The organism is Peribacillus sp. FSL H8-0477, assembly GCF_038002765.1.
Classification (GTDB): domain Bacteria; phylum Bacillota; class Bacilli; order Bacillales; family DSM-1321; genus Peribacillus.
Window position 1 is genome coordinate 68,660 of the sequence record NZ_JBBODE010000001.1, and the last position, 21,458, is coordinate 90,117.

Annotated in this window: 25 protein-coding genes; 8 read left to right on the forward strand and 17 right to left on the reverse strand. The window is 37.9% G+C overall.

The window, feature by feature from the left end; translation table 11 throughout:
- Nucleotides 1-18 precede the first annotated feature (18 nt).
- Genes MHI18_RS00315 through MHI18_RS00325 form a run of 3 tightly spaced genes read right to left on the reverse strand, consistent with a single transcriptional unit; the run spans nucleotide 19 to nucleotide 1,908 of the window.
- Nucleotides 19-843, reverse strand: a complete 825-nt coding sequence (locus MHI18_RS00315) for a hypothetical protein (RefSeq protein WP_340845407.1) — start codon at nucleotides 841-843, stop codon at nucleotides 19-21.
- Nucleotides 840-1,526, reverse strand: a complete 687-nt coding sequence (locus MHI18_RS00320; protein WP_340845408.1) for an ABC transporter ATP-binding protein — start codon at nucleotides 1,524-1,526, stop codon at nucleotides 840-842. The genes MHI18_RS00315 and MHI18_RS00320 overlap by 4 nt, the downstream gene beginning before the upstream one ends.
- Nucleotides 1,519-1,908, reverse strand: a complete 390-nt coding sequence (locus MHI18_RS00325) for a GntR family transcriptional regulator (RefSeq protein WP_340845409.1) — start codon at nucleotides 1,906-1,908, stop codon at nucleotides 1,519-1,521. Before MHI18_RS00325 ends, MHI18_RS00320 begins: the two co-directional genes overlap by 8 nt.
- 246 nt (nucleotides 1,909-2,154) lie before the next feature.
- On the opposite strand from MHI18_RS00325, the gene MHI18_RS00330 reads away from it, so the two are divergent.
- Nucleotides 2,155-2,751 carry a hypothetical protein gene (locus MHI18_RS00330; protein ID WP_340845410.1) on the forward strand — a complete coding sequence of 199 codons (597 nt, stop codon included), beginning with the start codon at nucleotides 2,155-2,157 and terminating at the stop codon, nucleotides 2,749-2,751.
- A 142-nt stretch (nucleotides 2,752-2,893) separates the two neighbouring features.
- Here MHI18_RS00330 and MHI18_RS00335 read toward each other — a convergent pair whose 3' ends face one another.
- The 4 genes from MHI18_RS00335 to MHI18_RS00350 all read right to left on the reverse strand — a co-directional run bounded on the left by MHI18_RS00335 (nucleotide 2,894) and on the right by MHI18_RS00350 (nucleotide 7,932).
- Entirely contained in the window at nucleotides 2,894-5,476 is a 2,583-nt protein-coding gene (locus MHI18_RS00335; RefSeq protein WP_340845411.1) for an FtsX-like permease family protein, read from the reverse strand.
- Entirely contained in the window at nucleotides 5,473-6,156 is a 684-nt protein-coding gene (locus MHI18_RS00340) for an ABC transporter ATP-binding protein (protein WP_340845412.1), read from the reverse strand. Before MHI18_RS00340 ends, MHI18_RS00335 begins: the two co-directional genes overlap by 4 nt.
- Nucleotides 6,157-6,239: 83 nt before the next feature.
- Nucleotides 6,240-7,247: a sensor histidine kinase gene (locus MHI18_RS00345; protein ID WP_340845413.1), complete on the reverse strand. Its 1,008-nt coding sequence runs from the start codon at nucleotides 7,245-7,247 to the stop codon at nucleotides 6,240-6,242.
- On the reverse strand, nucleotides 7,237-7,932 hold the full coding sequence (locus tag MHI18_RS00350; RefSeq protein ID WP_340845414.1) for a response regulator transcription factor: 696 nt from the start codon (nucleotides 7,930-7,932) through the stop codon (nucleotides 7,237-7,239). The genes MHI18_RS00345 and MHI18_RS00350 overlap by 11 nt, the downstream gene beginning before the upstream one ends.
- Nucleotides 7,933-8,159: 227 nt before the next feature.
- Between MHI18_RS00350 and MHI18_RS00355 the strand changes: the two genes are divergently transcribed.
- Nucleotides 8,160-8,621: a GNAT family N-acetyltransferase gene (locus tag MHI18_RS00355; protein ID WP_340845415.1), complete on the forward strand. Its 462-nt coding sequence runs from the start codon at nucleotides 8,160-8,162 to the stop codon at nucleotides 8,619-8,621.
- 517 nt (nucleotides 8,622-9,138) lie between these two features.
- Here MHI18_RS00355 and chbG read toward each other — a convergent pair.
- Genes chbG through MHI18_RS00380 form a run of 5 tightly spaced genes read right to left on the reverse strand, consistent with a single transcriptional unit; the run spans nucleotide 9,139 to nucleotide 13,190 of the window.
- Nucleotides 9,139-9,849, reverse strand: coding sequence for a chitin disaccharide deacetylase (gene chbG / locus MHI18_RS00360; RefSeq protein WP_340845416.1), 711 nt, complete (start codon nucleotides 9,847-9,849; stop codon nucleotides 9,139-9,141).
- Entirely contained in the window at nucleotides 9,846-11,180 is a 1,335-nt protein-coding gene (locus MHI18_RS00365; protein WP_340845417.1) for a 6-phospho-beta-glucosidase, read from the reverse strand. The genes chbG and MHI18_RS00365 overlap by 4 nt, the downstream gene beginning before the upstream one ends.
- A 10-nt stretch (nucleotides 11,181-11,190) precedes the next feature.
- Nucleotides 11,191-11,517, reverse strand: coding sequence for a PTS lactose/cellobiose transporter subunit IIA (locus MHI18_RS00370; protein WP_340845418.1), 327 nt, complete (start codon nucleotides 11,515-11,517; stop codon nucleotides 11,191-11,193).
- Between the two features lie 10 nt (nucleotides 11,518-11,527).
- Nucleotides 11,528-12,877, reverse strand: a complete 1,350-nt coding sequence (locus tag MHI18_RS00375) for a PTS sugar transporter subunit IIC (protein ID WP_340845419.1) — start codon at nucleotides 12,875-12,877, stop codon at nucleotides 11,528-11,530.
- Between the two features lie 4 nt (nucleotides 12,878-12,881).
- Nucleotides 12,882-13,190 (reverse strand): PTS sugar transporter subunit IIB, encoded by a 309-nt coding sequence (locus MHI18_RS00380; protein ID WP_340845420.1) that lies wholly within the window; start codon nucleotides 13,188-13,190, stop codon nucleotides 12,882-12,884.
- Between the two features lie 220 nt (nucleotides 13,191-13,410).
- Between MHI18_RS00380 and MHI18_RS00385 the strand changes: the two genes are divergently transcribed.
- The 6 genes from MHI18_RS00385 to MHI18_RS00410 all read left to right on the forward strand — a co-directional run bounded on the left by MHI18_RS00385 (nucleotide 13,411) and on the right by MHI18_RS00410 (nucleotide 17,871).
- The gene (locus tag MHI18_RS00385) at nucleotides 13,411-14,127 is read left to right on the forward strand and encodes a GntR family transcriptional regulator (protein WP_340847533.1); all 717 of its coding nucleotides are present in this window, start codon (nucleotides 13,411-13,413) and stop codon (nucleotides 14,125-14,127) included.
- Nucleotides 14,128-14,357: 230 nt separating this feature from the next.
- The gene (locus tag MHI18_RS00390; protein ID WP_029714163.1) at nucleotides 14,358-14,558 is read left to right on the forward strand and encodes a cold-shock protein; all 201 of its coding nucleotides are present in this window, start codon (nucleotides 14,358-14,360) and stop codon (nucleotides 14,556-14,558) included.
- A gap of 615 nt (nucleotides 14,559-15,173) precedes the next feature.
- Nucleotides 15,174-15,626 carry a DUF5391 family protein gene (locus tag MHI18_RS00395; protein WP_340845421.1) on the forward strand — a complete coding sequence of 151 codons (453 nt, stop codon included), beginning with the start codon at nucleotides 15,174-15,176 and terminating at the stop codon, nucleotides 15,624-15,626.
- Nucleotides 15,627-15,936: 310 nt separating this feature from the next.
- On the forward strand, nucleotides 15,937-16,509 hold the full coding sequence (locus tag MHI18_RS00400) for a bifunctional transcriptional activator/DNA repair enzyme AdaA (protein ID WP_340845422.1): 573 nt from the start codon (nucleotides 15,937-15,939) through the stop codon (nucleotides 16,507-16,509).
- A gap of 128 nt (nucleotides 16,510-16,637) precedes the next feature.
- Nucleotides 16,638-17,393: a DNA-3-methyladenine glycosylase family protein gene (locus MHI18_RS00405; protein WP_340845423.1), complete on the forward strand. Its 756-nt coding sequence runs from the start codon at nucleotides 16,638-16,640 to the stop codon at nucleotides 17,391-17,393.
- Nucleotides 17,386-17,871 (forward strand): methylated-DNA--[protein]-cysteine S-methyltransferase, encoded by a 486-nt coding sequence (locus tag MHI18_RS00410; RefSeq protein WP_340845424.1) that lies wholly within the window; start codon nucleotides 17,386-17,388, stop codon nucleotides 17,869-17,871. The genes MHI18_RS00405 and MHI18_RS00410 overlap by 8 nt, the downstream gene beginning before the upstream one ends.
- Nucleotides 17,872-17,911: 40 nt before the next feature.
- Here the strand turns inward: MHI18_RS00410 and MHI18_RS00415 are convergent, their stop codons facing one another.
- The 5 genes from MHI18_RS00415 to MHI18_RS00435 all read right to left on the reverse strand — a co-directional run bounded on the left by MHI18_RS00415 (nucleotide 17,912) and on the right by MHI18_RS00435 (nucleotide 21,408).
- Nucleotides 17,912-18,121 carry a hypothetical protein gene (locus tag MHI18_RS00415; RefSeq protein WP_340845425.1) on the reverse strand — a complete coding sequence of 70 codons (210 nt, stop codon included), beginning with the start codon at nucleotides 18,119-18,121 and terminating at the stop codon, nucleotides 17,912-17,914.
- Nucleotides 18,122-18,301: 180 nt separating this feature from the next.
- Nucleotides 18,302-18,757: a CBS domain-containing protein gene (locus MHI18_RS00420; RefSeq protein WP_340845426.1), complete on the reverse strand. Its 456-nt coding sequence runs from the start codon at nucleotides 18,755-18,757 to the stop codon at nucleotides 18,302-18,304.
- A 212-nt stretch (nucleotides 18,758-18,969) separates the two neighbouring features.
- Complete coding sequence (locus MHI18_RS00425; protein ID WP_340845427.1) at nucleotides 18,970-19,758, reverse strand: GNAT family N-acetyltransferase; 789 nt, start codon at nucleotides 19,756-19,758, stop codon at nucleotides 18,970-18,972.
- Between the two features lie 96 nt (nucleotides 19,759-19,854).
- Nucleotides 19,855-20,622 carry an IclR family transcriptional regulator gene (locus MHI18_RS00430; protein ID WP_340845428.1) on the reverse strand — a complete coding sequence of 256 codons (768 nt, stop codon included), beginning with the start codon at nucleotides 20,620-20,622 and terminating at the stop codon, nucleotides 19,855-19,857.
- Between the two features lie 24 nt (nucleotides 20,623-20,646).
- Nucleotides 20,647-21,408 carry a fumarylacetoacetate hydrolase family protein gene (locus tag MHI18_RS00435; protein ID WP_340845429.1) on the reverse strand — a complete coding sequence of 254 codons (762 nt, stop codon included), beginning with the start codon at nucleotides 21,406-21,408 and terminating at the stop codon, nucleotides 20,647-20,649.
- Nucleotides 21,409-21,458: the final 50 nt, after the last annotated feature.

Below are 21,458 nucleotides of genomic sequence, written 5' to 3' on the forward strand. Positions count from 1 at the left end.
TCACTCCTTTTTTTAAAACTATACGGTAATTTTTTTGATGAGCAGCCAACGACTGACCCAAAGCGTTAATCCAGTTATGCATATACAAAGAATGAGTAATAAACCAAATTTTTCTTCAAGATACAGATAGTCTCCTCCGAAGTACACAGGTCCCACAATCATGGTAGAAGCAGCGACTATGTACAAAACTCCCATAACAATCCCTTTGACACGGTAACTTCTTTCAAACAAAATGATTGCAAATAGGATAAACATAATCATTAACACCATGCCGCAGTAAATGAGGAATAAACTGAATGATTCTGGAATAATAATACGTAATAGGTCACTTGAATTAATAATTGAATTAATAGTGATACTAGAATTTAAAAAAGTTTCCGGAATCATCCATTCACATAACTTATATTCCAGTGGAAGAATCATCAATTGAAAAGCAACTAATCCTAGAACCATTAAAAATATCGCTGTAGCTTTTGATAGATAAACTGACATTCTTGATGTCGGAAGCATTAACAGCCGATAAACAAAAGTGTTTTTACCAAACCAATCTCGGTACCAAATCAAGAAAATGTAAAAGATAAGAGCTACTAATGAAAGAGCAAACGGTCCGATGAACAAGAGGAAATCAGTAATATATGAAAAATAAAACCCTCCATATTCAAGGACATAAGCTTTTTCTGTTAAATTTTCTAGTTTCATAATTTCAAAAGTACGTTTAAGATAACTCCTTGTTTGGAATAGTACCGCTGCACTTTGCGAAAGTAAGGTAAGGACTAACAAAGTAAAATAAATCTTTTTAAAACGGTTTAATTCAAAATTCACAAGTTTCAGATATCTAATCATGCTCGATACACCTCTCTCATTACATCGATGACATTTTTCCCTTCATTCTCACGCATGTCTTCTGTGTGGAACTCTTTAAGAACTTTGCCATTATCCAATATCACGACTTTATCGATTAAATGCTCAATGTCACTGATTTCGTGTGTGGTAATGAGTACTCCCCTGTCCTCAATCAAATGACTGGTAAATACTTCAGCAATTTGTTCTCTACTGAACATATCGATTCCTGAAAATGGTTCATCCATTAATATATAGTCAACATCTAAAGCCAGGCCCATTAGTAAATTAACCTTGGCTACGTTCCCTTTTGATAATTCTGAAATGCGCGTTTCTAACTTGAGTTTGAAAAACTCTAGCATTTGATCCGCTCGATCTTGGTTCCACACTGTATAAAAATCACTCATAAACTCCATCGCTTGTTTAATCGACATTTGCGGTAACATAATCGCCGCATCTGGAATGAAGGTGATTTTTTCGTATGTATGTTTCGTTAATTTTTCATTGTCGATGAGAATGTCGCCGCTATAGGGGGTCAATCCCATAATCGCCTTGAGTGTAGTTGTTTTACCAACCCCATTTATGCCAATTAAACAGGTGATTTCTCCTTTATTTGCTGTAAAAGAAACACCATCTAGGATTGTCTTTCGACCAAATTTCTTACTGATCTGCTTAACTTCAATCATTGGTCTCCCCCTGCTTTCCTTCATTTATATATTTTTCTGTAACCACTTGAAGGAGTTCTTCAATTGGTACATTGATCGGTCGAATTGTCTCAACAAAGGACTCAACGGCTGCAAAAATTAGTTCCTGTCTAATCGACTTCAATATCCTTTCATCGGTTGTGATTTTGCTCGGGAAATTCCGTTCTGTATGGATCAATCCCTGTTCCTCCATTTCTTTATACGCTTTTTGAGCAGTATTCGGGTTAATATTCAGTGTTGCTGCCAGCTCTCTACGGGAAGGAATTTCTTCACCAGCCACGATCCTGCCTGTTGCAATTTGTTCCTTGAAGTACCGAACCACCTGTATATATACAGGCTCTCTTGTATTAAAATGACTGTTCAAAATGTACCTCCTATTTACCATAAAATCCTCTGAAAATCACATGATGTATAGTGTATGTATTATGTGGTTCATACACCTTATATATGTACTATACGTGTAATACACCTAATCAGTCAACCATAATTTAACTTATTTTCCTATAATCTAGTATTTTGTGAGAATAGAGAGAAAAACATACATGCTTCTTCCGCTATTTTCATATATATGTATAAAGCAAATCACCCTAATTAGAAAGGGAGTAAGGCATTGTTTAAATTACTAGGAAGAGTCATCCCAACTGATAAAAATAGAGAGGTCAAACCAGCTGTTTCATTGAAAATAAAAGAAACGTTGCTGCGTATCTCCTCTATTACACATACATCTGTTCATGAGGTTGCGATTGAAATTTGTGAATCAAGCGTCGTGTCAAAAAAAGTCATTGATGAAATGTCCCCACATTTTCAGCATTCCATTTGGCTGGATCAAACCCTATATAGAGGAAGCCAATCTTGTCCATCTGTAAAAAATATCACGATTACAGGACCTAGGGAACGAATCCCTATGCAGTTTTCTGAGATTTCTTTTGAAAATATCAGAAAACTCAGCTATGCATTAGATGTAACCCCTAGCACAGCCGCTGAAGCTCTTCTTGATATAAGTCTAAAAAATGGTGAATTCATCAATGACTATGTACGCCATTTTTTTAACAAGCACGCCAATAAAAAAAGAATACACGAATTAAAACATACTTTTAAATTTACCAGTGCAAGCACTCCTTACGAAGAAGAACTGTCCAAACAAGTCCTCCTTTCTTATATCTTTGATGAAACAGCGGCTGCGTCTGAGCACTATATGGGGTTATAGGTTATAAAAATCGTGGGGGTATCTTGATGGATTTGGTGCTGAAAATGAATTATTCCCGCCTGCGGGATGCCAGCTTAAACTCCAAGCAAAAAATACCCCCTGCTGTATCCCATCTTTACAAGCGGACACAAGGGGGTTCTCTCTAAATACTTTCTTGTTTTAATCCATCGATGATATTTTCTTTTTTTACTTTTGAGCTGGAATAGAGCATAGCTGAACTGACGATGACAAATACGGCTGCAAAGCAATAGAGTAAACTTGCCCATGGCAGTGTGAAAGAATAAGTAAAACTACTTTGTGTTGCTCGATGGATTAGGATCATCACGATGATACTAAGAGGGATTCCATAAAGCAGGGATTTGATGCCATAGAACACACTTTCATAGTGAATCATTTTATTAAAGCCTTTTGGTGTCATGCCTACAGATTTTAACATCGCAAATTCACGTTTACGCAGTGAGATACTTGTTGAAATCGTATTGAATATATTCGCAATCGATATCGCGGTAATGAGGACAATAAACCCATAAGAAAATACCGACATTAACAAAATCATTTGCTCTTCTCGTTGTCTATTTTGGAACAAATTAAATATAGATATACCAGTTACTTTCATTTTTTCAATTTCCTGCTGCGTTTTTAGAGGATTGTCACTATTTAGAAAAAGTGACACCTGATAACTATTGTTGGCTTGCTTTTTAATAAGCGCGTTCATTACTTGTTCGGAGACGATAACATGTAATTCACCATATGATGTTGAAACAATTCCCATTGGTTTTTTATCAGTTAATGCAGCAATTTCCACTTGATCTAACTCTTTCTCTTCCCCTGTATCCTCATCGTTATATCGTAAATCCAGTGTTTCACCCTCTTTTTTATAAATTGTCTTTGTTTCTACTTTTTTGTTGGTACCCGCTTCCTCGTATTTCATCGTATCTATTAAAATGACACCATTTTTTTCTGCATCAACCAGCCGGTCATATGCTACCCCAACTTCTTTAGCATATGCTTTTAAGGCATCCTCTTTTAAAGAGTGAATGGTCATGTAATAAAGATATTTATCGTTAATGATACTTTGTTCATTTTTTGCTATTTCTTTTAAAAAATCTGACATTGACTCTTGATTAACCCAAGAGAGAGCAGATAATTCCTTCATTTCACTAAATTCTGTTACGTCTTCAAGGGATACAATCGGTTTCACAAATTGATCTGCATTAGAGGAATCCATATATACCTGGATATCATAATTCAAACCAGATTGGTTCAGTTCAACCGATTTTTTTAAACTGGTTGTGTAAAAGGAAACAACTAAAAATAAAAGTATACTTATAACAAGTGAAAATATGGTTGCTTGGTATCTTCGTTTGTTTCTTTTTAAATTTTTTAAGGCAAATTCTGCTTCAATTCCAAAGATTCTGCGGACGATTTTTGACGTTTTGACTGATTTTCGTGTCAGTTTAATATCGGTACTTTGCCGAATCGAATCGATAGCAGATATTTTAGAAGCCTTTATAGCCGGAAGAAGTGTTGAGATAAAAATGGTCAGTGCTGATACACCACTAGCAAGTAAAAGTGAGAACGGAGTGACTGTTACTGTTAGCTTTTCCGTGACTCCTAATGCAGACTGGATGACCGAGTTAATAAACAAAAAGGTGATCCCAATACCAATTAATCCGCTGATAACGCCAAGCGGGATACTTATCAAACCAATCAAAAAGCCTTCAAAAAAGACTGAATTTCTTTTCTGACGTTTTGTTGCACCTACACTTGAAAGCATGCCTAAATGACGAGTTCGTTCCGAAACGGAAATCGCAAACGCATTATAAATTAATGAAACTGATCCTATGATAATGACTGCCAAAATGATGAAGATTAATGAGTAGAGAGTTGTCCGTAAACTATCATTATTCGTTACTCCATAATAGCGTAATAACTCACCATGAAAGGTATAGGATTCTATTTTATTCGTTTTGGCTAATTCTTCTGCATGCTCATATAAAGAACTGGTGACTTTATTCAGGACAACCGAAGCATGGACTGTATCATTTTCTCCCATCAGCTGCTCATCTTTATAAGCAATGAGTGTATAGCCCGGTGCCCATGCCAGTTCCCAAGTTGGACGTTCCATGAAACCAACAACCGTATAACTAACAGCCTTTTTAGGTTTAAATTCTTCCAGGATTTCTCCATTATCTACTTCTAAGGAATATACCTGGTCCAAAACTTCGCCATTCTCATTGGATAATCGGTCACCTACATTTAATGTGATCGTGTCACCCATTTTATGAATAACCTTAGCGTTTGCGGCAACTTCCTCAGATATGATTACTTCATTAGCTTTTTTGGGCCATCTCCCTTTGCTTAATTGAATGGGAAACTCTTTGAATGCCTGGGGACTATATTCTTTAATAAACAGAAATGGCTTATTTTCATTCTGGCTTTCTTCTAATTTTGCATAGCCAAGATCATTTGAAAGGATTACCGATTTTGTATTTTCATCCTCTTTTATTGCTTTAAGCTGATCCTTATTCACATTTTTATATTGTACATGCCATTCCCCGTCATTTGCTATTGTCTGCCGTTGCATCAATTCCATAAATGAGACAGAAAGAGTGGCGACAGCAGTGATCATGGCTGCAGATATAATCACTCCCAAGATCGTAACAAGAGTTCTTTTCTTATTTTGTTTCATATGCCTTACTGTTACTTTATTAACAATGTTCATGTACGAATCACCTCATCACTAGCAATCCTTCCATCCTTTATGGTAAGAACTCGATCAGCTTGGAGAGCGATCCGTTCATCGTGAGTAATGATAATTAATGTTTGATTATATGTTTTATTAAACATTTTTAATAGTTCTATAATTTCTCCGCTATTCTGGCTATCTAGATTTCCCGTCGGCTCATCTGCCAGCATAATCGCTGGGTTACTAATCAGCGCTCTCCCAATCGACACTCTTTGCTGCTGTCCTCCTGAAAGCTGGTTGGGTAAATGATTTAATCGATTTTCTAAATTTAGGATCTCGACGATATGGCTGAATTGTTTTTTATCTACCTTATGCTCATCTAACAGTAAAGGTAGCGTTATATTCTCCTCAACTGTTAAAACCGGAATTAAATTATAAAACTGATAGATTAACCCGATTTGTCTGCGTCTGAAAATGGCTAGTTGTGTTTCTTTTAGACTGTAGATATCGGTATTTTCAATAAAAACTTTTCCGCTAGTTGGTTGATCTACACCGCCTAGCATGTGTAAAAGAGTTGATTTACCAGATCCAGACGGACCAATAATCGCTACAAACTCCCCTTTTTTCACTGAAAACGAAACATCATCAAGCGCCTTTACCGCCGTATCGCCTTTCCCATAAATTTTAGACAGATTTTCTATTCGCAACATCTCCATTGTGCGGCCTCCTTCATTTATCTTGACCCTATTAGCTTATCTGTCTAACATGACTATCAAGTGACTGTTACATGACTATTTAGTCACTTTACCGGTTTAGGATAAAATTTAATTAAAAACTGTGTTCCTTTCCCCTGTTTGCTGGTCACCTCAATATCTCCGTTTTGGCTTTTAACAATACTTTTGGCCAATGCCAGTCCAATTCCAATACTATCCTCGCTTGCGTTCTTTCCTTTATAAAAACGATTAAAAATATTAGGGAGGTCTTCTTTGGAAATCCCTTTCCCATTATCCGTAATGAGTATTTCCGTAAATAATACGTTTTTTGATATAGAAATCGTAATAAGTCCACCCTTTTGCGTATGCTCTACACAGTTTTTTAAGATATTAATAATCGCTTCAGCTGTCCAATTAAGATCCCCTATAAAAGTGACACTTTCTTCTCCTTCTATTAAAAGGGTCTGATCTTTAATGTCCATTGGGATGGAAACAGCCTCTACGGATTTTTGAATGAGTCTTTCAATCGGTATAACATTTTCTCTAAACGTCACGGTACCTGCGTCAAGTTTCGAAAGCTTTAGCAAAGACGCAACGAGCCAGTCTATCCGTTCGAGCTGATTGCTAATATTCCTTGTGAATTCCACTCTTTTCTCAAATGGGAGTTCTGGATTACTCAACAAGTCAGCCATTACCATCATCGATGTCAAGGGAGTCTTGAGCTGATGAGAGATATCTGATATAGCGTTGTTTAGAAGTAATTTATCGTTTTGTAAATATTCTTTTTGCTCTGACAGCATCAGGGTCATCTTATAGATGTCGCTCTTCAAAATACTAAGCTCCCCTTCATGATTATCACGAATATCCAGTGCATAATTCCCACCACTAATTTGACGCAAATAACCTGACAACTTTTCTATTTCTCTATATCTCCATCTCGTAAACAGGACACTACAGGTGATTAAGGCTACTGATGTACTTATAATCAATACAGCCGCTTCCAACGATAAAAAAAGAGCAGCAACAATTGCTGCCGCAAACGTAATACAGAACATAATGAGTAAGAGAATTCGAAATTCTAAATTACGTAACATGTTGTTCACCTACCTTATAACCTAATCCACGAACGGTTATAATCATAGTTGGATTTTGTGGATTATCTTCTAGTTTCTCTCGTAATCTTTTTATATATACGGTTAATGTATTATCGTTAACGAAGTCACCTGCCACATCCCAAATCTGTTCCAATAACTGATTTCTTGAGAGAACCTGACCAAGATGATTAGCAAAGACAAGCAATAAACGATACTCTAATGCCGTCAATAAAACTTCTTCATCATTTTTATGTACTTTTCCTGACAACGTATTAATCCGCACGTTTCCTATGTTTATTACATTATTTGCTGCAGGTTGTTTATGATATCGTCTTAAAACTGATTTTATCCGTGACAAAAGCTCGCGAATACGAAAAGGTTTAGTAATATAATCATCAGCACCCATATCAAGACCCATGACCACATTTACCTCATCATCAATCGCCGTTAAGAAAATCACGGGAATATCACTACGCTCTTTCACCAATTTACATAGGTCGTATCCGCTCCCATCTGGCAAAGAGATATCAAATAAACACAGCCCCAACTGATCTATTTGTTCTACTATTATTTCTTTTGCTGCCTCAACGTCATAGCATAAAACCGTAGAAAAGGATTCTTGCTGCAACGAATACTCAATTCCCGAGGCTATCGTTTTATCATCTTCAACTAACAAAATCTTCATTTATGACTCACCCAATTTCCACATTTGATTATCGGAAAATTATACATTTCTTTCATTCTAAACGAGGGCATGGAATCTATCAACAGCGACTTCACTTGCAACTAAATGGAGGAATACAAACTTATTATGTCTAAAATCCCCGAATATTTTCCCTAAATTATGGTATTATTTTCACATAAGCTAATTCGTTTAAAAAACAGGTAAAGGATAGAGGGGGAAATATAGATATGTATCAATATTTTAATGGGTTAGTACTTAGGGAAGGCACTGAAGGGGTACCCGCTGACTATGTTGAAGCTCTTTTTGAGGATGCTGGCTGGGCTAGAAATACTCCATCCTGGCAGAAAGAAAAGTTTTCTTTACTATTCAGTAACTCTACTTGGGCATTTACTGTTTGGGATAATGACAAAATGATCGGAATGATAAGAGTTATCTCAGACAAAATAATGGCTGCAAATATAATGGATTTGGTTGTTTTATCTGATTATCGTGGTAAAGGAATAGGAAAAAAACTTGTAGAGCTATGTCTTCAAAAGCTACCGCACGGAGATTGGTTTGCTCACACTTCGGCTAATAATTTCAAATTCTACGAGACGTGCGGATTCGAAGTAAAAGATTTATCGCAAAATGGAACCTGTGCATATTACGGTTACATTCAAGCACGTAAAGATGGACATAGGTTAAGGTAAGGAAATGGGCAGATTTTGATAGAATTTGGGCGGGATAATGTGGGAATCCCGTCTGGATTGGCATATTCCCGTCTGGCACATGGGTATTCCCGTCTGCGATCGGCATATTCCCGTCTGACACACCATTATTCCCGTCTAGACCTATATTTCAAGCCTATAATACCCCCTACTGTATCCATCCAATTAAAATGACTCGCTTTTTTTGACGGGCGGAAATCTCAGGGGGGGTATTTTGATAGTCTTGGTGATGGAAAATGTACTATTCCCGTCTGCGATTAGCATATTCCCGTCTGGCACATGGGTATTCCCGTCTGCGATCAGCATAATCCCGTCTGACACACCGTTATTCCCGTCTAGGTCTATATTCTAATCGTAAAATACCCCCTGCCGTATCCATCCATTAGACGGGCAGAGGATCCCAGGGGGTATGTCAAAAACTATTCCTGACACGCAAGCTGGAATAGGATCTATTCAAATAAAATAGGGACGAATCCGGCTGCGGAATCGTCCCTATTTCTTATTTACGAAGTATATAGTCTTTTGGTAATTGTGCTTTCATTAAAATGTCTGTTTCCCGCACTCGTACTGTATTATAGGAAGAACCTGCTAATAAAACTGTATCTAGATACGCGGGATGTGTCATAATTTCTAGACTTTTACCATTCGTTTCTAAAGATTGCAGATTAGCAAAATAATTGTCTACTACTCCTTCTCCGTAAAAATCATCCAAGAAGACATCGGATACCGTTTCTATATCTACAAAATGAGGTGCGGCCTTACGAACGGGCAGGTGATAGTGCTCTGAAAGCTTTTTCACGATTGGATAAAAAGCCTTTATTCCATGAACGTGATGATGGCTATCCAAATGTGTCGGTACAAGTCCGTTTGCTAGTAGCAAATCAATTTGCGCCGACCATTCTCTTTCTAATTCGTGAAGAGAAATCTCGGTTGGGTTCTCTATGAGTACCGATTGTTTTTTAAAGAATCCGTCGTCATCAACCAAGCTTGGTACATCAGATAATAGTGGTTTTCCCCATGTTAAAACCAGATGGACACCCACCTTTAATGTTGGAGTATCTTTAGCTAGTCCAATAGCATGCTGGGTCGCTGGGGCATTCATCATAATGGTCGTTGAATTGACAATTCCATACTTATGGCTATCGATAATCCCATAGTTTACACCACGACTGAAGCCGAAATCATCAGCATTAACAAGCAGGTCAATCATGATAGACTCTCCTCTTTTTTATCAAAAAACTGCGGTAAAAATGCCTTATGCGCTTCAAGCATTTCGTCCAGAATAAGTTTCGCAACACGGTCGCTTGGGACCAATGGGTTAATGGTCATCGCAAGCAGGGCACTATCGTAATCTCCTGAAATCGCAGCGTCAATGGCTACTCGTTCAAACGATTTAATTTGCTGAATTAACCCACGGACAGCTATCGGCAGCTTACCAACATTAATTGGCTTCGGCCCATCCTTAGTGATTACACAGCTCACTTCAACAGCTGAGCCATATGGTATTCCTTCGATTGCTCCATGGTTAATGGTATTGACTGCTTGGATATCACGTTTATCCGTATAGATTGAGTAAATTAATCTTACTGCTGCTTCACTATAATAAGCTCCCCCGCGCTCCTCCAGCTGCGGCGGCTTCGTTGCTAATTCCTTATTTTTATAAAGTTCAAATAAACCTTCTTCTAATCTTTGTACGACTTCGGCACGTGTTTCTCCTTTTTCAGCGTCTTTTAGCTCTTGAGCTAACACATCCCCTGTTTTGTAGTAATAATTATGATACGGACAAGGAAATAAATTGAGCGCACGAAGGAATTCAGGCTCCCATCCCATCGCGTGAATATTTTTCATCGTAATTGCTTTGTCCGGATCTGTAATCATTTCAATCACTTGATCCTTCACGCTTACTCCATCCACGAATACATCCAAACCGTAGACCATATGATTTAAACCAGCAAAGTCGATGCGGACTCTAGATGGATCAACCTTCATTAAGTCTGCAACACCGCGTTCCATTCCAATCGGTACATTACATAAACCGATTACTTTGATTTTAGTGTGACGAAGCACAGCTTCTGTCACCATTCCAGCAGGATTGGTAAAGTTAATCAGCCATGCATGCGGACAAACTTCCTCCATTTCACGAGCAATCTCAAGTATAACTGGAATCGTCCTGAATGCCTTGAAAAGTCCACCAGGTCCATTTGTTTCTTGGCCGATTACTCCGTGTTTTAAAGGGATTTTCTCATCAAGAGCACGTGCTGCCAGCTGCCCGACTCGTAGTTGAGTCGTGACATAGTCAGCTCCTTTGAGCGCTTTCTTGCGGTCCAGCGTTAGGTGAATTTCAATAGGTAAACCGGCTTTTTCAATCATTCTTTTTGCTAGGTTTCCGACAATTTCAAGCTTCTGTTTACCAGCTTCAATATCAACAAGCCAAATTTCACGTACCGGAAGTTCACTATAGTAATTAATAAACCCTTCTATTAGTTCGGGGGTGTAGCTGGATCCTCCGCCTATCGTAACAATCTTTAACCCCTTGCTCATTCTATCGTCCTCACTTTCCACTCATCTCTTGTCGCATATCTATCATTTCACTTGCCAGATCTTTCACCGTCATAGCTGTCATTAAGTGATCCTGAGCATGTACAAGGATAATGGGAATATCAAACTTGTCCCCGCCTGCTTCTGCCTGAATGAGCTGCGTTTGAAATTTATGGGCCTTCAGTAATTCTGATTCTGACTCGGCAATTTTCAACTTCGCAGCAACAAAATCCTTTTCCTTTGCTTCTTGCAAGGCTTCCATTGCCAGACTTCTCGCGTTTCCACTATACAAAATCAATTGAAAGGATAGCTGATATAACTCTTCTTTTTCCACTGTCATCACTACCTTCTTAGAGACTTAACGTATCTGAATCCTTAGTTAGCTCTGGTTTATTTTTTGAGTCGATTCTCACCTGTGCATAAACGAATGGTAAATAGATTAGAGTAGAAATCATCAAATTAATTCCGGCTAATATAGCACCCGATGCATGCCCGCCTGTCGCTAAATACCCGCCTATAATCGGAGGTGTAACCCAAGGAATCTTAGCAACAATCGGAAAAACTAATCCAGAACTTACTGCTAAATAAGAAATGACTGTTGTAATCACAGGGCCCAACACAAAAGGAATGAACCAGATAGGATTAAGTACAATTGGCAGACCGAATAGAATGGGTTCGTTAATCTGAAATATTCCTGGTGCTCCGCCAAGTGCAATCATTTGTTTATACCGTTTTCGTCCAGCAATAATCATCGCAATAATCAGACCTAGTGTAGCGCCTGATCCTCCTAGATAAACGAATGCATCAAGGAATGACCCAGCAAGTACTCCATATTCACTCATGTCGGTGACACCTTTAGCGTACAAATCAATATTGGTTACGCCTGATCTTTCAAATAACGGTGTTGTAATCCCACCAAGAATATTTGGACCATGGAGACCAATCATCCATAACAAGTGAACTAGGAAGACGAGCAAAATCGCAAATGGAAGGGAATCCACAGCACTTTGTAATGGTGAGACAATGACCTTACCAAGCCAATCATTTAAGATTTGTCCGTCCGTAACTTTGCGGAAAAGCAGACCGAAAACACCGGCAATGAAAATCGTGGCCATCCCCGGAATCAGCTTAGCAAATGAACGGGCTACTGCTGGAGGAACACCATCAGGTAGTCTGATGACCAAGAATTTAATTCTTGATAGTCTCACGAATATCTCTGTTGCAACTAGAGCGACGATAATACCCGTAAATAAAGCAGTTGCATTAAAGTAATTTACACTTACGAAACCCCATGCACCGCCTGAAACCGCTTCTTCATTGACAGTCAGCGTTACGTTACCAATTTGCGGTAATAGTAAGAAGAAACAAGCTGCAGCAACCAGCATAGCTTCAAATCCGTCATCATCGTAGGATCGTGCTAATTTGTATGAAATTCCAAATACAGCGAAGACCGTCATAAAGGCAAACGTTCCAAACCATATATCACCGCCAAGTGTTGACCATGCCGGCCCGAAAATGTACTCCATCATTCTACCGTATGGCTTGATTACCTGACCTAGATTATTAAATAAAACAGCAAATGATCCTACCATTGTAATCGCTATCATTCCAATCAAAGCATCACGAATGGCGAGTAGATGACGGTTATTACCTACCTTCACAGCAATCGGCATAATGTATTTTTCGATAAAAGTCATCATATCCTTATTCTCCTTTAATCAGAGTAATGGCTTGTTTTAGCACTTCTTCTCCATTGCATAGACCATAAAACATGGGATTGATTGTCGCTACTGGTATCCCTTTTTCTTTTCCTGACTTCTCAAGCTTCGTTAATAAATAACGGACCTGTGGACCTAATAAAATGACGTTGGCTTTCTCCATTTCTTTGTTGACTTCTGAAGAACCTACAGCCCAAATCGTACAATCGATTCCTTGTTCCTGTGCACTTTTTTCCATTTTGGTTACTAACAAACTCGTTGACATTCCCGCCGAACAACATAATAAGATATTCATGTTTACTTCCCCCTTTTAACTTTTTTTATTTTCAAAATTTTAACTAGGAAATATTTTCTTGCTTTTGTTATTTACATTGTAATTACAAATATCTAAAATATCAATACATATATTTATTTGTTATAACAAATTTACGTTTATAAGTTGATTATTTTTTCCAACCAAGATAATCTATAAGTAACTTTAAGCGTATATTTAGGAGGAAAATACTTTGGAGACCGTGAATAAAGATGGTGCTTTACACTCCATCATTAAGGATTCTATTATCGATTTGATTAAAAATGGCGAGTACAAACCCAATACCAAATTACCGACCGAAGCAGAATTTTGCGAAACGTATAAAGTCAGTAGAACCACCGTTCGAACGGCTTTGCAGCAATTAACTGTTGAAGGTTATATTTATCGTGTCCAAGGCAGAGGGACTTTTGTTTCAGAAAATAAAGTAAGACAATTTCTTACCAGCACGGTCGAACAATTTTCCGAACAAATTACCATGCAAGGAAAAAACCCCTCCATTAAAGTCCTGAGCTTAAAGGTGATTGAAGCAAATTCATTCCTTGCCAACCTCTTAGGACAAAACATTGGTGATCCCATTAATAAGCTCGAACGAATTCGCTACGTTAATAACGTCCCGCTTCAATATGAAATCGCCTACCTTCCTTGGTACAAAACCCCTGGACTTAATATTGAAGCGTGTGAAAAGTCATTATTTAAGGTGCTTGAATCTCAATTCAACCTTAAAGTAAAACACACAGTTGAACATTTAGAGCTGACTCATGCTGATGAGGTCATTTCAGAGAAATTGGACATTCCTGCAGGTTCCCCATGTTTCTTATTAGAGACACACACCTATACCGAGGATGGATTGGAGATTGAATACTCCAAGACAATATTCCGAGGTGACCGCGCTCACTTTGTCATTGAGCGAAATTATTAACTACTCTCTCTTTTTTAAAAAAATAAGATAAGAGCTAGTTTTAATTTCTTCAAAGTCTATTAACAATCTATCCACCTTTTGTTTGCCATTCCTATTAAAACCTGTTATAGTAAAGAAGAATTATTTTTGTTCAGTACTAGTATTCTTAAAGTTAAATCTTTTCGTATCATTGGTTACTTCGAGCAAGAATAGTTAAAACATGTGTGGTAACACACTAGGAGGCAACAAAAATGGAACAAGGTAAAGTAAAATGGTTTAACGCAGAAAAAGGATTCGGCTTCATCGAACGCGAAAACGGAGACGATGTATTCGTACATTTCTCAGCTATCCAAAGCGAAGGCTTCAAGTCTTTAGACGAAGGTCAAGAAGTAACGTTTGAAGTTGAACAAGGTCAACGTGGACCCCAAGCAACTAACGTTCAAAAAGCTTAATTCAACCTTTTAATCCCAGACAGATCCTGTTATACAGGATCTGTCTTTTTGTGTACATAAAAAAAACCCGTTCACAAATGAACAAGGTGACCTGGTACAAGTAAAGGAAAAACCGTTAAAGGTTCCCTTTAGTATTGCCTATCTTTTCTCCTCAAAACCAACTTCCCCAATTTTTAAAAAGATTAAAACCCCATCATGTTTTGTAAGAAAGGTTAATCGTTCTTTCCGAAATATCAAAACTCATCCCTAATATTGTTTGATCAGCGTGAACAACAAGACTAGTACACAATGAGAAGCGCTCCCTACGCTTGAATGCTTTCAATATATCACAGCAAAAAACTCACGCTAGCATCCTTATAAGGATTTTATGTAGGAAAACAACTTTACTCCGCAGTATATGATTAAGATCAGTAGACCTATTGAAGCTAGTGGTATCAAGGTATTAAACAGCAAGTATGATTCCTCCAATATGTTTTTTTCATTTCCTTTACTATACCATTTAGCTCTATCTTAGGTGTCAAATTGATGACATATTCTATATACTTTGCTTCCTTTTTGATATACAATTAAACAACCATTATTTAACATTTATGCATTGGAAGGAGCGGTTCATATATGAGCCTTAAAAGTGGTTTAATTATTATCACGTTACTTTCTGCGTTCTTCTTTTGTTCCTTCATCATTGTTGCCTCGCTTTCCCCTCTTGCTGACTTAGGTTCTGCAGCAAATACTTTTAACTCGTTCGGAATGTGGGCAGCTATTGGTTCCATACTCGCTTTTTACATCCCTCCTTTAACCTTATATATTTTTGGGGTAGATTCAATGAGGTTTGTTATGTCTGTCTTCTGCGGATTTGGGTTGTTCATTCACACTGCACTGTTTGTCTTTATCATAGCAATCGGTTCGATTGAAGGGATTATTCCGGATTTACGGGGTGTCTTGGGGATTTGTGCTGCTATGTTTATCACCAATGTGGTCTGGTTTTTCGTTGCTTACCGCTCCTCAAAGCTAGACGCTCAAAAGCCAGATATAATCGAAAACTCTCGATACAACGGTGAACCTAACTAACCCATATAGGAGTTAGTTAGGTTCGATCCGATTTTCTCCCATTTGAATCTGTTTGTCTCTATATAATTGTACTACTATGACTTTTTAAAAAAATAAAGCTCGTTTCTGATCCGACTGCTGGTACACGTTCAACCCACCTTCATCCTTCGCCATTATCTTCGTCAGAAACTCCAATTTCCTTTCTATATAAATTATCATCAACCTACATATTGTTTTCAGGTAAACTAATTGACCATAAGAGCAAGAATGAGGACGAGTTCTTTACGATTTTCTTGATAGAATAAAATAAAGAAAGGATGAGATGGGATAGATGGAACTGCTTTCGTTTGAAGAAATGTGGGAGAAAATTATAGCTTGTGATAAAAAATACGACGGTTTGTTTTTTACAGCAGTGAAAACAACAAAAATTTACTGCAGACCTTCTTGCCGGTCTCGAAAGCCTAAAAAAATAAATGTAGAATTCTACACAAATATAGAGGCTGTTGAAAACGCGGGTTATCGTGCTTGTAAACGGTGCCAGCCTGAAGTCGAACACTCGCCCCATATCGAACTAGTACAAAGTGTAAGGACTTTTTTAGTTAGTCATTCAAAGCAAGATGTTCGTTTAGAGGATATTGCGAATCATGTGGGAATCAGCTCTTATTATCTTGAACGGCTTTTTAAACAGGAAACGGAAGAAACTCCGCGAACTTTCTTAGAAAAAATTAGGATTGATCAGGCTGCACACCTACTGAAAACATCAAAACTGACCAATCTTGAAATTTGCTATGAAGCAGGCTTCCAAAGTCCGTCTAATTTTTACAGGGTCTTCCGTAATGTGAAAAGGTGTTCGCCCAGTGAATATCGAACGGCTATAAGCAGGACTTGTAATGAAATGGACTAATCATGAACAAACAGTTGAGATATTTCCTCCTAAAGAATTTAATTTTAAAGTGCCTTTGTTTTTTAAATCGATCTGATCAAGAGATACTTCACGAAATAAAAGATGGCATCTTATCTAAACTGGTTAAAATGAACGGAGATCTTATTTTAATAGAACTCAGCTGGTCTTCGCTTTCCATTATCGTAAATCTCCCACACTCAAATCAATCAATACTCGTTCGTAAAAAGATAGTGGCATATATCTGGGAATGGTTTGATTTGGATCGGGACTTATCAAGCTTTTATATACTAGCTGCTCAAGATAAGGTCTTGCACAACCTTGCCTGTCAATACAATGGTTTACGAATGATATGTATACCAGAATTATTTGAAGCGATAGTTTGGGCCATTATTGGACAGCAGATTCACTTAACCTATGCCTATACATTAAAGAAGCGTTTAGTTGAACAATTTGGCGAATGCCTTATTATTGAAGGAAGGACTTATTGGCACTTTCCTTCCTATCAAAAAATAGCTGATCTAGATGTAGACAGTCTGCGAACATTTACACATACAAGTAAAAAAGCTGAGTATATCATTGGCATTGCCAAAGCGATGATGAAAGGTGAATTAACGAAGGAAACCTTACTTATGAAACAAAACTGCCGTGATTACTTACTGACCTATAAAGGGATTGGGCCATGGACGGCGGAATATGTTATGATGAAATGTCTTCATATCCCTTCCGCCTTTCCCATTTCTGATGTGGGTCTTCACCAAGCATTAAAGCAGCAATTAGGTATTGAACGGAAGCCGACAATAGCCGAAATCAAAGAGTTGGCTGTCAATTGGGAAGGCTGGCTGGCATATGCCGTCTTTTATCTCTGGAGGTCATTATATGAATAAACTACATACCCTTCATTTTGCTTCTCCGATTGGGAATATAGAAATTATTGGGACAGACGAAGCAATCTGTTCAATTATGTTCACTGAGGACGTAAAAGATTCGGCCACAACCGGCGAACCCACTAATGTCTTAACGGATTGTTACCAACAGATGACTCAGTATTTTAATGGTGAACGTCAAGAATTTACATTTCCTTACGTTCAGGAAGGCACTCCCTTTCGTAAAATCGTCTGGGCTGCTTTAACAAAAATACCTTATGGGGAAACAGGTTCTTATAAAGACCTTGCAGCTTCCATCGAGAATCCTAAAGCCATTCGAGCTGTTGGAAGTGCCAATAGCAAGAATAAATTAAGTATTGTCATCCCCTGCCATCGTATTATTGGCAGTACGGGGAAATTAACTGGTTATGCTGGGGGCTTATGGAGAAAAGAATGGCTGCTTCATCATGAACAGTCCTTTAAAAAAGAAGCTGAATAGGGAAAGAGCGGCCAATTTAATGGCCGCTCTTTCTTCGGTATTAACGTGAAGTTTTAGGTGCAGAGCACTCAGAACAACTTCTTTGATTGCTGCCTTTGAACTTGGTCCAAGGCTTTTCAAAGGTATTCCCGCATGAACACTCAAACTGTAGTTTTTGCGAGTATCCAAGATATTCAGTGGAAAGTAATTTACTTTTTGAATTCTTTGAGACATAGTCACGAATATTTTCGATCGTCCACTTTTTATTCATATTAATACACCTCCGATAATGCAGGCGAAGTATCGGATAACTTCCCTTTAAGTAAAGAACTTATCTACCTGAACACCCTATTATAGCATTATTATCTGTATTGGTCAGCGTCTCATTCATGCTTATTCTTTAAATTTTTCCCCAATCAAAAAGGCCAATAAAAATTGGCCTTATACTAGTTTATAATAGTGATTGGAAAGCGTTTCTTACCACGTCTCCACGGCTGATTATTCCTGCCAATACCCCGTCGCGTTCAACAGGTAATTTTTTAATATGTTTATTTCCTAGGATGGAAGCAATATTTTCTGCACTTTCATTATACTGAACGGTAACTACCTTTTTCTGCGCAATTTCCATTACATTTAGATTCATCATTCTTTTTACTCGTTCTTCGAATTTTTCGTCATCGCCTCTTATGACATCTACAAAAAAGAACGAACTGATGACGATATCTTTGTGTTTTCCAATGAAACGCATAATATCTCCGTCGCTTATGTAAGCGACAATTTCATTTTTTTGATTAATAACGGGAAGACCGCTAATCCCATTTTCCAAGAATTTTTCAATAACTGAACGAACCGTTTCATTTTCCTGTACAGTTAATACATTGCTTTTCATAATTTCATGAGCTTTCATGAAAGTTCCCCCTACCATTTGGATAGTACTTTTATTTACATTATAAAAGGTAGTTCCTACTTATATTATACTCCTTATTACATGATATGGGATAGAAATACCTCATTCTATGTACTATTTTTCAATAACATTAAAAAAGATAGGTTTACGAACAAGCTGCCCTACGATATTGATTTACGTCTTTACCATTGATATATCATAATTTTAATATATTATCCTCCTTGAATTTCCTTTATACTTTTTCCCTCTAAATAAGCATGACCATTTTTCAGGTTCGCTACAGTTTGGAACCCATATTTTTGATAAATTTTCTCAATGGTTTCATTGATTGGAAAAACCCAAAGTTGCTTAATTTTCCGCTTTATTATTTCGTTTTGGATAAACTGAATAAGCGCACCTATGAGTCCTTTCCCCCGATACGCTTCGAGCGTCGCTACACTTTCAAGACGAGCTTGATCACCATCAACAAAGATACAGGCAGTTGAGCAAGCTATTCCTTCATAACGAAGCAGATAATGAGTAAATGCCGTGTGATTAAATTGTTCTTGAAATATATTTTTAATCGTTTCCATCCCGCCAAATTCAGTAATACTCCCTTCAATCTCCAAGGCCTCTTGATAGTTATCTACCGTTACCTTTTCAATCGTTACTCTACTGTTAGTCTCGATTTCGATGATTTTATGATTCCATAGCTTTACGGGATTATTGAATTCTTCATAATGATAATGTTTAGCTTTCGCTACTGAAATAAAAGCTTGAAGTTGTTCTATATTATAGAGATAGAATCTAGGAATCATTCCTTTGTCTTGATAAAAACTAGTAACTTCATCGATCACCGACATTGGATGATCGCATGTTCGTTGAATATAAGCGTGATTCGCATCATAATAATTCGGTTGGTTTTCATTATAAAAAAGCATTCCCCACGACGTATCGATTTTTGTAGTAAAGGTAGAGAGATATGCACAATCCATTTTAAAAACAGCTTCTAAACTAAACATTGATTTCCTCATTTCTATCATCTTCTGAATATTTCTGTTCGTACGAGAGCGGTGTTAAGCATCAAAAATGAGGCAGGTGAATTCACCTGCCTCCCTTTATTCTTTATAACCCAGCTTACTAGAGATTAGGCTGCCGATTTCGATGATTCGTGTTTTGAGTATATTCAGGCGCTCCTTTGTCATTCGCTCAGTCGTTCCTGAAATACTTACGCTGGCGTAGACGTTTCCTGAATGATCAAAAATAGGAGCGGCAATACATGTAATTCCGTGTTCATTTTCTTCTAAATCAAGGGCATATCCCTGCTCCCTAACGGCATCCAGCTCTTCCAAAAACTGATCTAGATCCGTAATGGTTTCATCTGTGTGCCGCGGCATTCCTTTTCTCTCTAAAATGTCGATGGCTTCCGCTTTTGGTAGATTGGCAAGAATCGCTTTCCCGACAGATGTGCAGTGCATCGGTGCGCGTTTTCCAACCCTTGAATGCATCCGCAGCAGTTCATTGCCTTCGAGTTTTTCAATATAGACTACTTCCCCTTGATCAAAGACAACAAGATGAATGACTTCATTTGTTTCATTTTCAAGCAGCTGCAAGTATGGTTTGGCTTCAGTTCTGAGATCAATCGATTCCAATAGCTGTGAACTAATGGTTAAAAAGGCATACCCAAGCTTATAGCGCCCGGTTTCGATATCTTGTTCGATATAGCCATATTGGACCAATGTTGAAAGAATTCGGTACACAGAGCTTTTATTAATATCCATCTGATTGGCAATCTCCGTAACCCCGAGGCCGCCTTTTTTTAAACTGACCATGGCGATAATATCGAGCGCTCTGCTTACCGATTTCACCATATTTTCCCGTTCCATTTGTCTCACCTCATGTCCACAAACTTACTTAGCTTGTACTAACGTATTCCGAAGCGTCCCAATTTCATGAATCACACATTCAATCGTATCGTTTTCTTGAATCAGCTCGGCACCCAACGGACTGCCTGTCAAAATGACATCGCCTGGGTGAAGGGTCATAACCGTTGATAAATAGGCAATCATTTTTTTTAATGGGATAATCATGTACTCTGTTGGACTATTTTGTTTTTCAACCCCGTTTACTTTGGCTTCCACGCGTACAACGGCCGGATCTAGTTCCGTTTCAATCACTGGACCCAGCGGTGTAAAGCTGTCAAATGACTTCCCTATCGTCCAGTGGCCATCACGATGAAAGTATTGCGGGGCGGTAACATCATTCCCAATGGTATAACCAAATACATAGTCTAATGCTTCATTTTCTTCAATGTTTTTTGCCGTTTTGCCAATTACAACTGCTAGTTCAGACTCGAATTTCACTTCATGAATATCCCTTGGGATGACAATTTCCTCTCCAGTCCCAATAACTGAAGAGACTGGTTTAAAGAAAAACACCGGTATTTCTGGTAGTTCATTCGGCAGATCCGCTTTGTTTCCTACATAATTCGCACCGATTCCAATAACTTGATTGGGTTGGACGGGTGCTAGCAGCTTAACTTCCTTTATCGAATACGTATCACCGGTATACGTCCATTGTTCAAATAGATTCCCTTGTATTTCGTTAATTTCTTCATTCTCTACGATTCCTATATGCTCTGAATGATTTACATGAAAACGAACAAACTTCATCAAAATCCCTTCTTTCACAAGAGTATGTACCAAGGGCATTCCAGACCAAT

Coding starts and splice junctions, on each gene's coding strand:
- MHI18_RS00340 (WP_340845412.1), bottom strand. CDS start 6,156: ATGGAGATGTTGCGAATAGAAAATCTGTCTAAAATTTATGGGAAAGGC.
- MHI18_RS00365 (WP_340845417.1), bottom strand. CDS start 11,180: ATGAGCAAGGGGTTAAAGATTGTTACGATAGGCGGAGGATCCAGCTAC.
- MHI18_RS00355 (WP_340845415.1), top strand. CDS start 8,160: ATGTATCAATATTTTAATGGGTTAGTACTTAGGGAAGGCACTGAAGGG.
- chbG (WP_340845416.1), bottom strand. CDS start 9,849: ATGATTGACCTGCTTGTTAATGCTGATGATTTCGGCTTCAGTCGTGGT.
- MHI18_RS00375 (WP_340845419.1), bottom strand. CDS start 12,877: ATGATGACTTTTATCGAAAAATACATTATGCCGATTGCTGTGAAGGTA.
- MHI18_RS00335 (WP_340845411.1), bottom strand. CDS start 5,476: ATGAACATTGTTAATAAAGTAACAGTAAGGCATATGAAACAAAATAAG.
- MHI18_RS00320 (WP_340845408.1), bottom strand. CDS start 1,526: ATGATTGAAGTTAAGCAGATCAGTAAGAAATTTGGTCGAAAGACAATC.
- MHI18_RS00350 (WP_340845414.1), bottom strand. CDS start 7,932: ATGAAGATTTTGTTAGTTGAAGATGATAAAACGATAGCCTCGGGAATT.
- MHI18_RS00405 (WP_340845423.1), top strand. CDS start 16,638: ATGAACGGAGATCTTATTTTAATAGAACTCAGCTGGTCTTCGCTTTCC.
- MHI18_RS00370 (WP_340845418.1), bottom strand. CDS start 11,517: ATGACAGTGGAAAAAGAAGAGTTATATCAGCTATCCTTTCAATTGATT.
- MHI18_RS00430 (WP_340845428.1), bottom strand. CDS start 20,622: ATGGAACGGGAAAATATGGTGAAATCGGTAAGCAGAGCGCTCGATATT.
- MHI18_RS00410 (WP_340845424.1), top strand. CDS start 17,386: ATGAATAAACTACATACCCTTCATTTTGCTTCTCCGATTGGGAATATA.
- MHI18_RS00435 (WP_340845429.1), bottom strand. CDS start 21,408: ATGAAGTTTGTTCGTTTTCATGTAAATCATTCAGAGCATATAGGAATC.
- MHI18_RS00420 (WP_340845426.1), bottom strand. CDS start 18,757: ATGAAAGCTCATGAAATTATGAAAAGCAATGTATTAACTGTACAGGAA.
- MHI18_RS00345 (WP_340845413.1), bottom strand. CDS start 7,247: ATGTTACGTAATTTAGAATTTCGAATTCTCTTACTCATTATGTTCTGT.
- MHI18_RS00395 (WP_340845421.1), top strand. CDS start 15,174: ATGAGCCTTAAAAGTGGTTTAATTATTATCACGTTACTTTCTGCGTTC.
- MHI18_RS00400 (WP_340845422.1), top strand. CDS start 15,937: ATGGAACTGCTTTCGTTTGAAGAAATGTGGGAGAAAATTATAGCTTGT.
- MHI18_RS00315 (WP_340845407.1), bottom strand. CDS start 843: ATGATTAGATATCTGAAACTTGTGAATTTTGAATTAAACCGTTTTAAA.
- MHI18_RS00380 (WP_340845420.1), bottom strand. CDS start 13,190: ATGAATATCTTATTATGTTGTTCGGCGGGAATGTCAACGAGTTTGTTA.
- MHI18_RS00390 (WP_029714163.1), top strand. CDS start 14,358: ATGGAACAAGGTAAAGTAAAATGGTTTAACGCAGAAAAAGGATTCGGC.
- MHI18_RS00425 (WP_340845427.1), bottom strand. CDS start 19,758: ATGTTTAGTTTAGAAGCTGTTTTTAAAATGGATTGTGCATATCTCTCT.
- MHI18_RS00415 (WP_340845425.1), bottom strand. CDS start 18,121: ATGAATAAAAAGTGGACGATCGAAAATATTCGTGACTATGTCTCAAAG.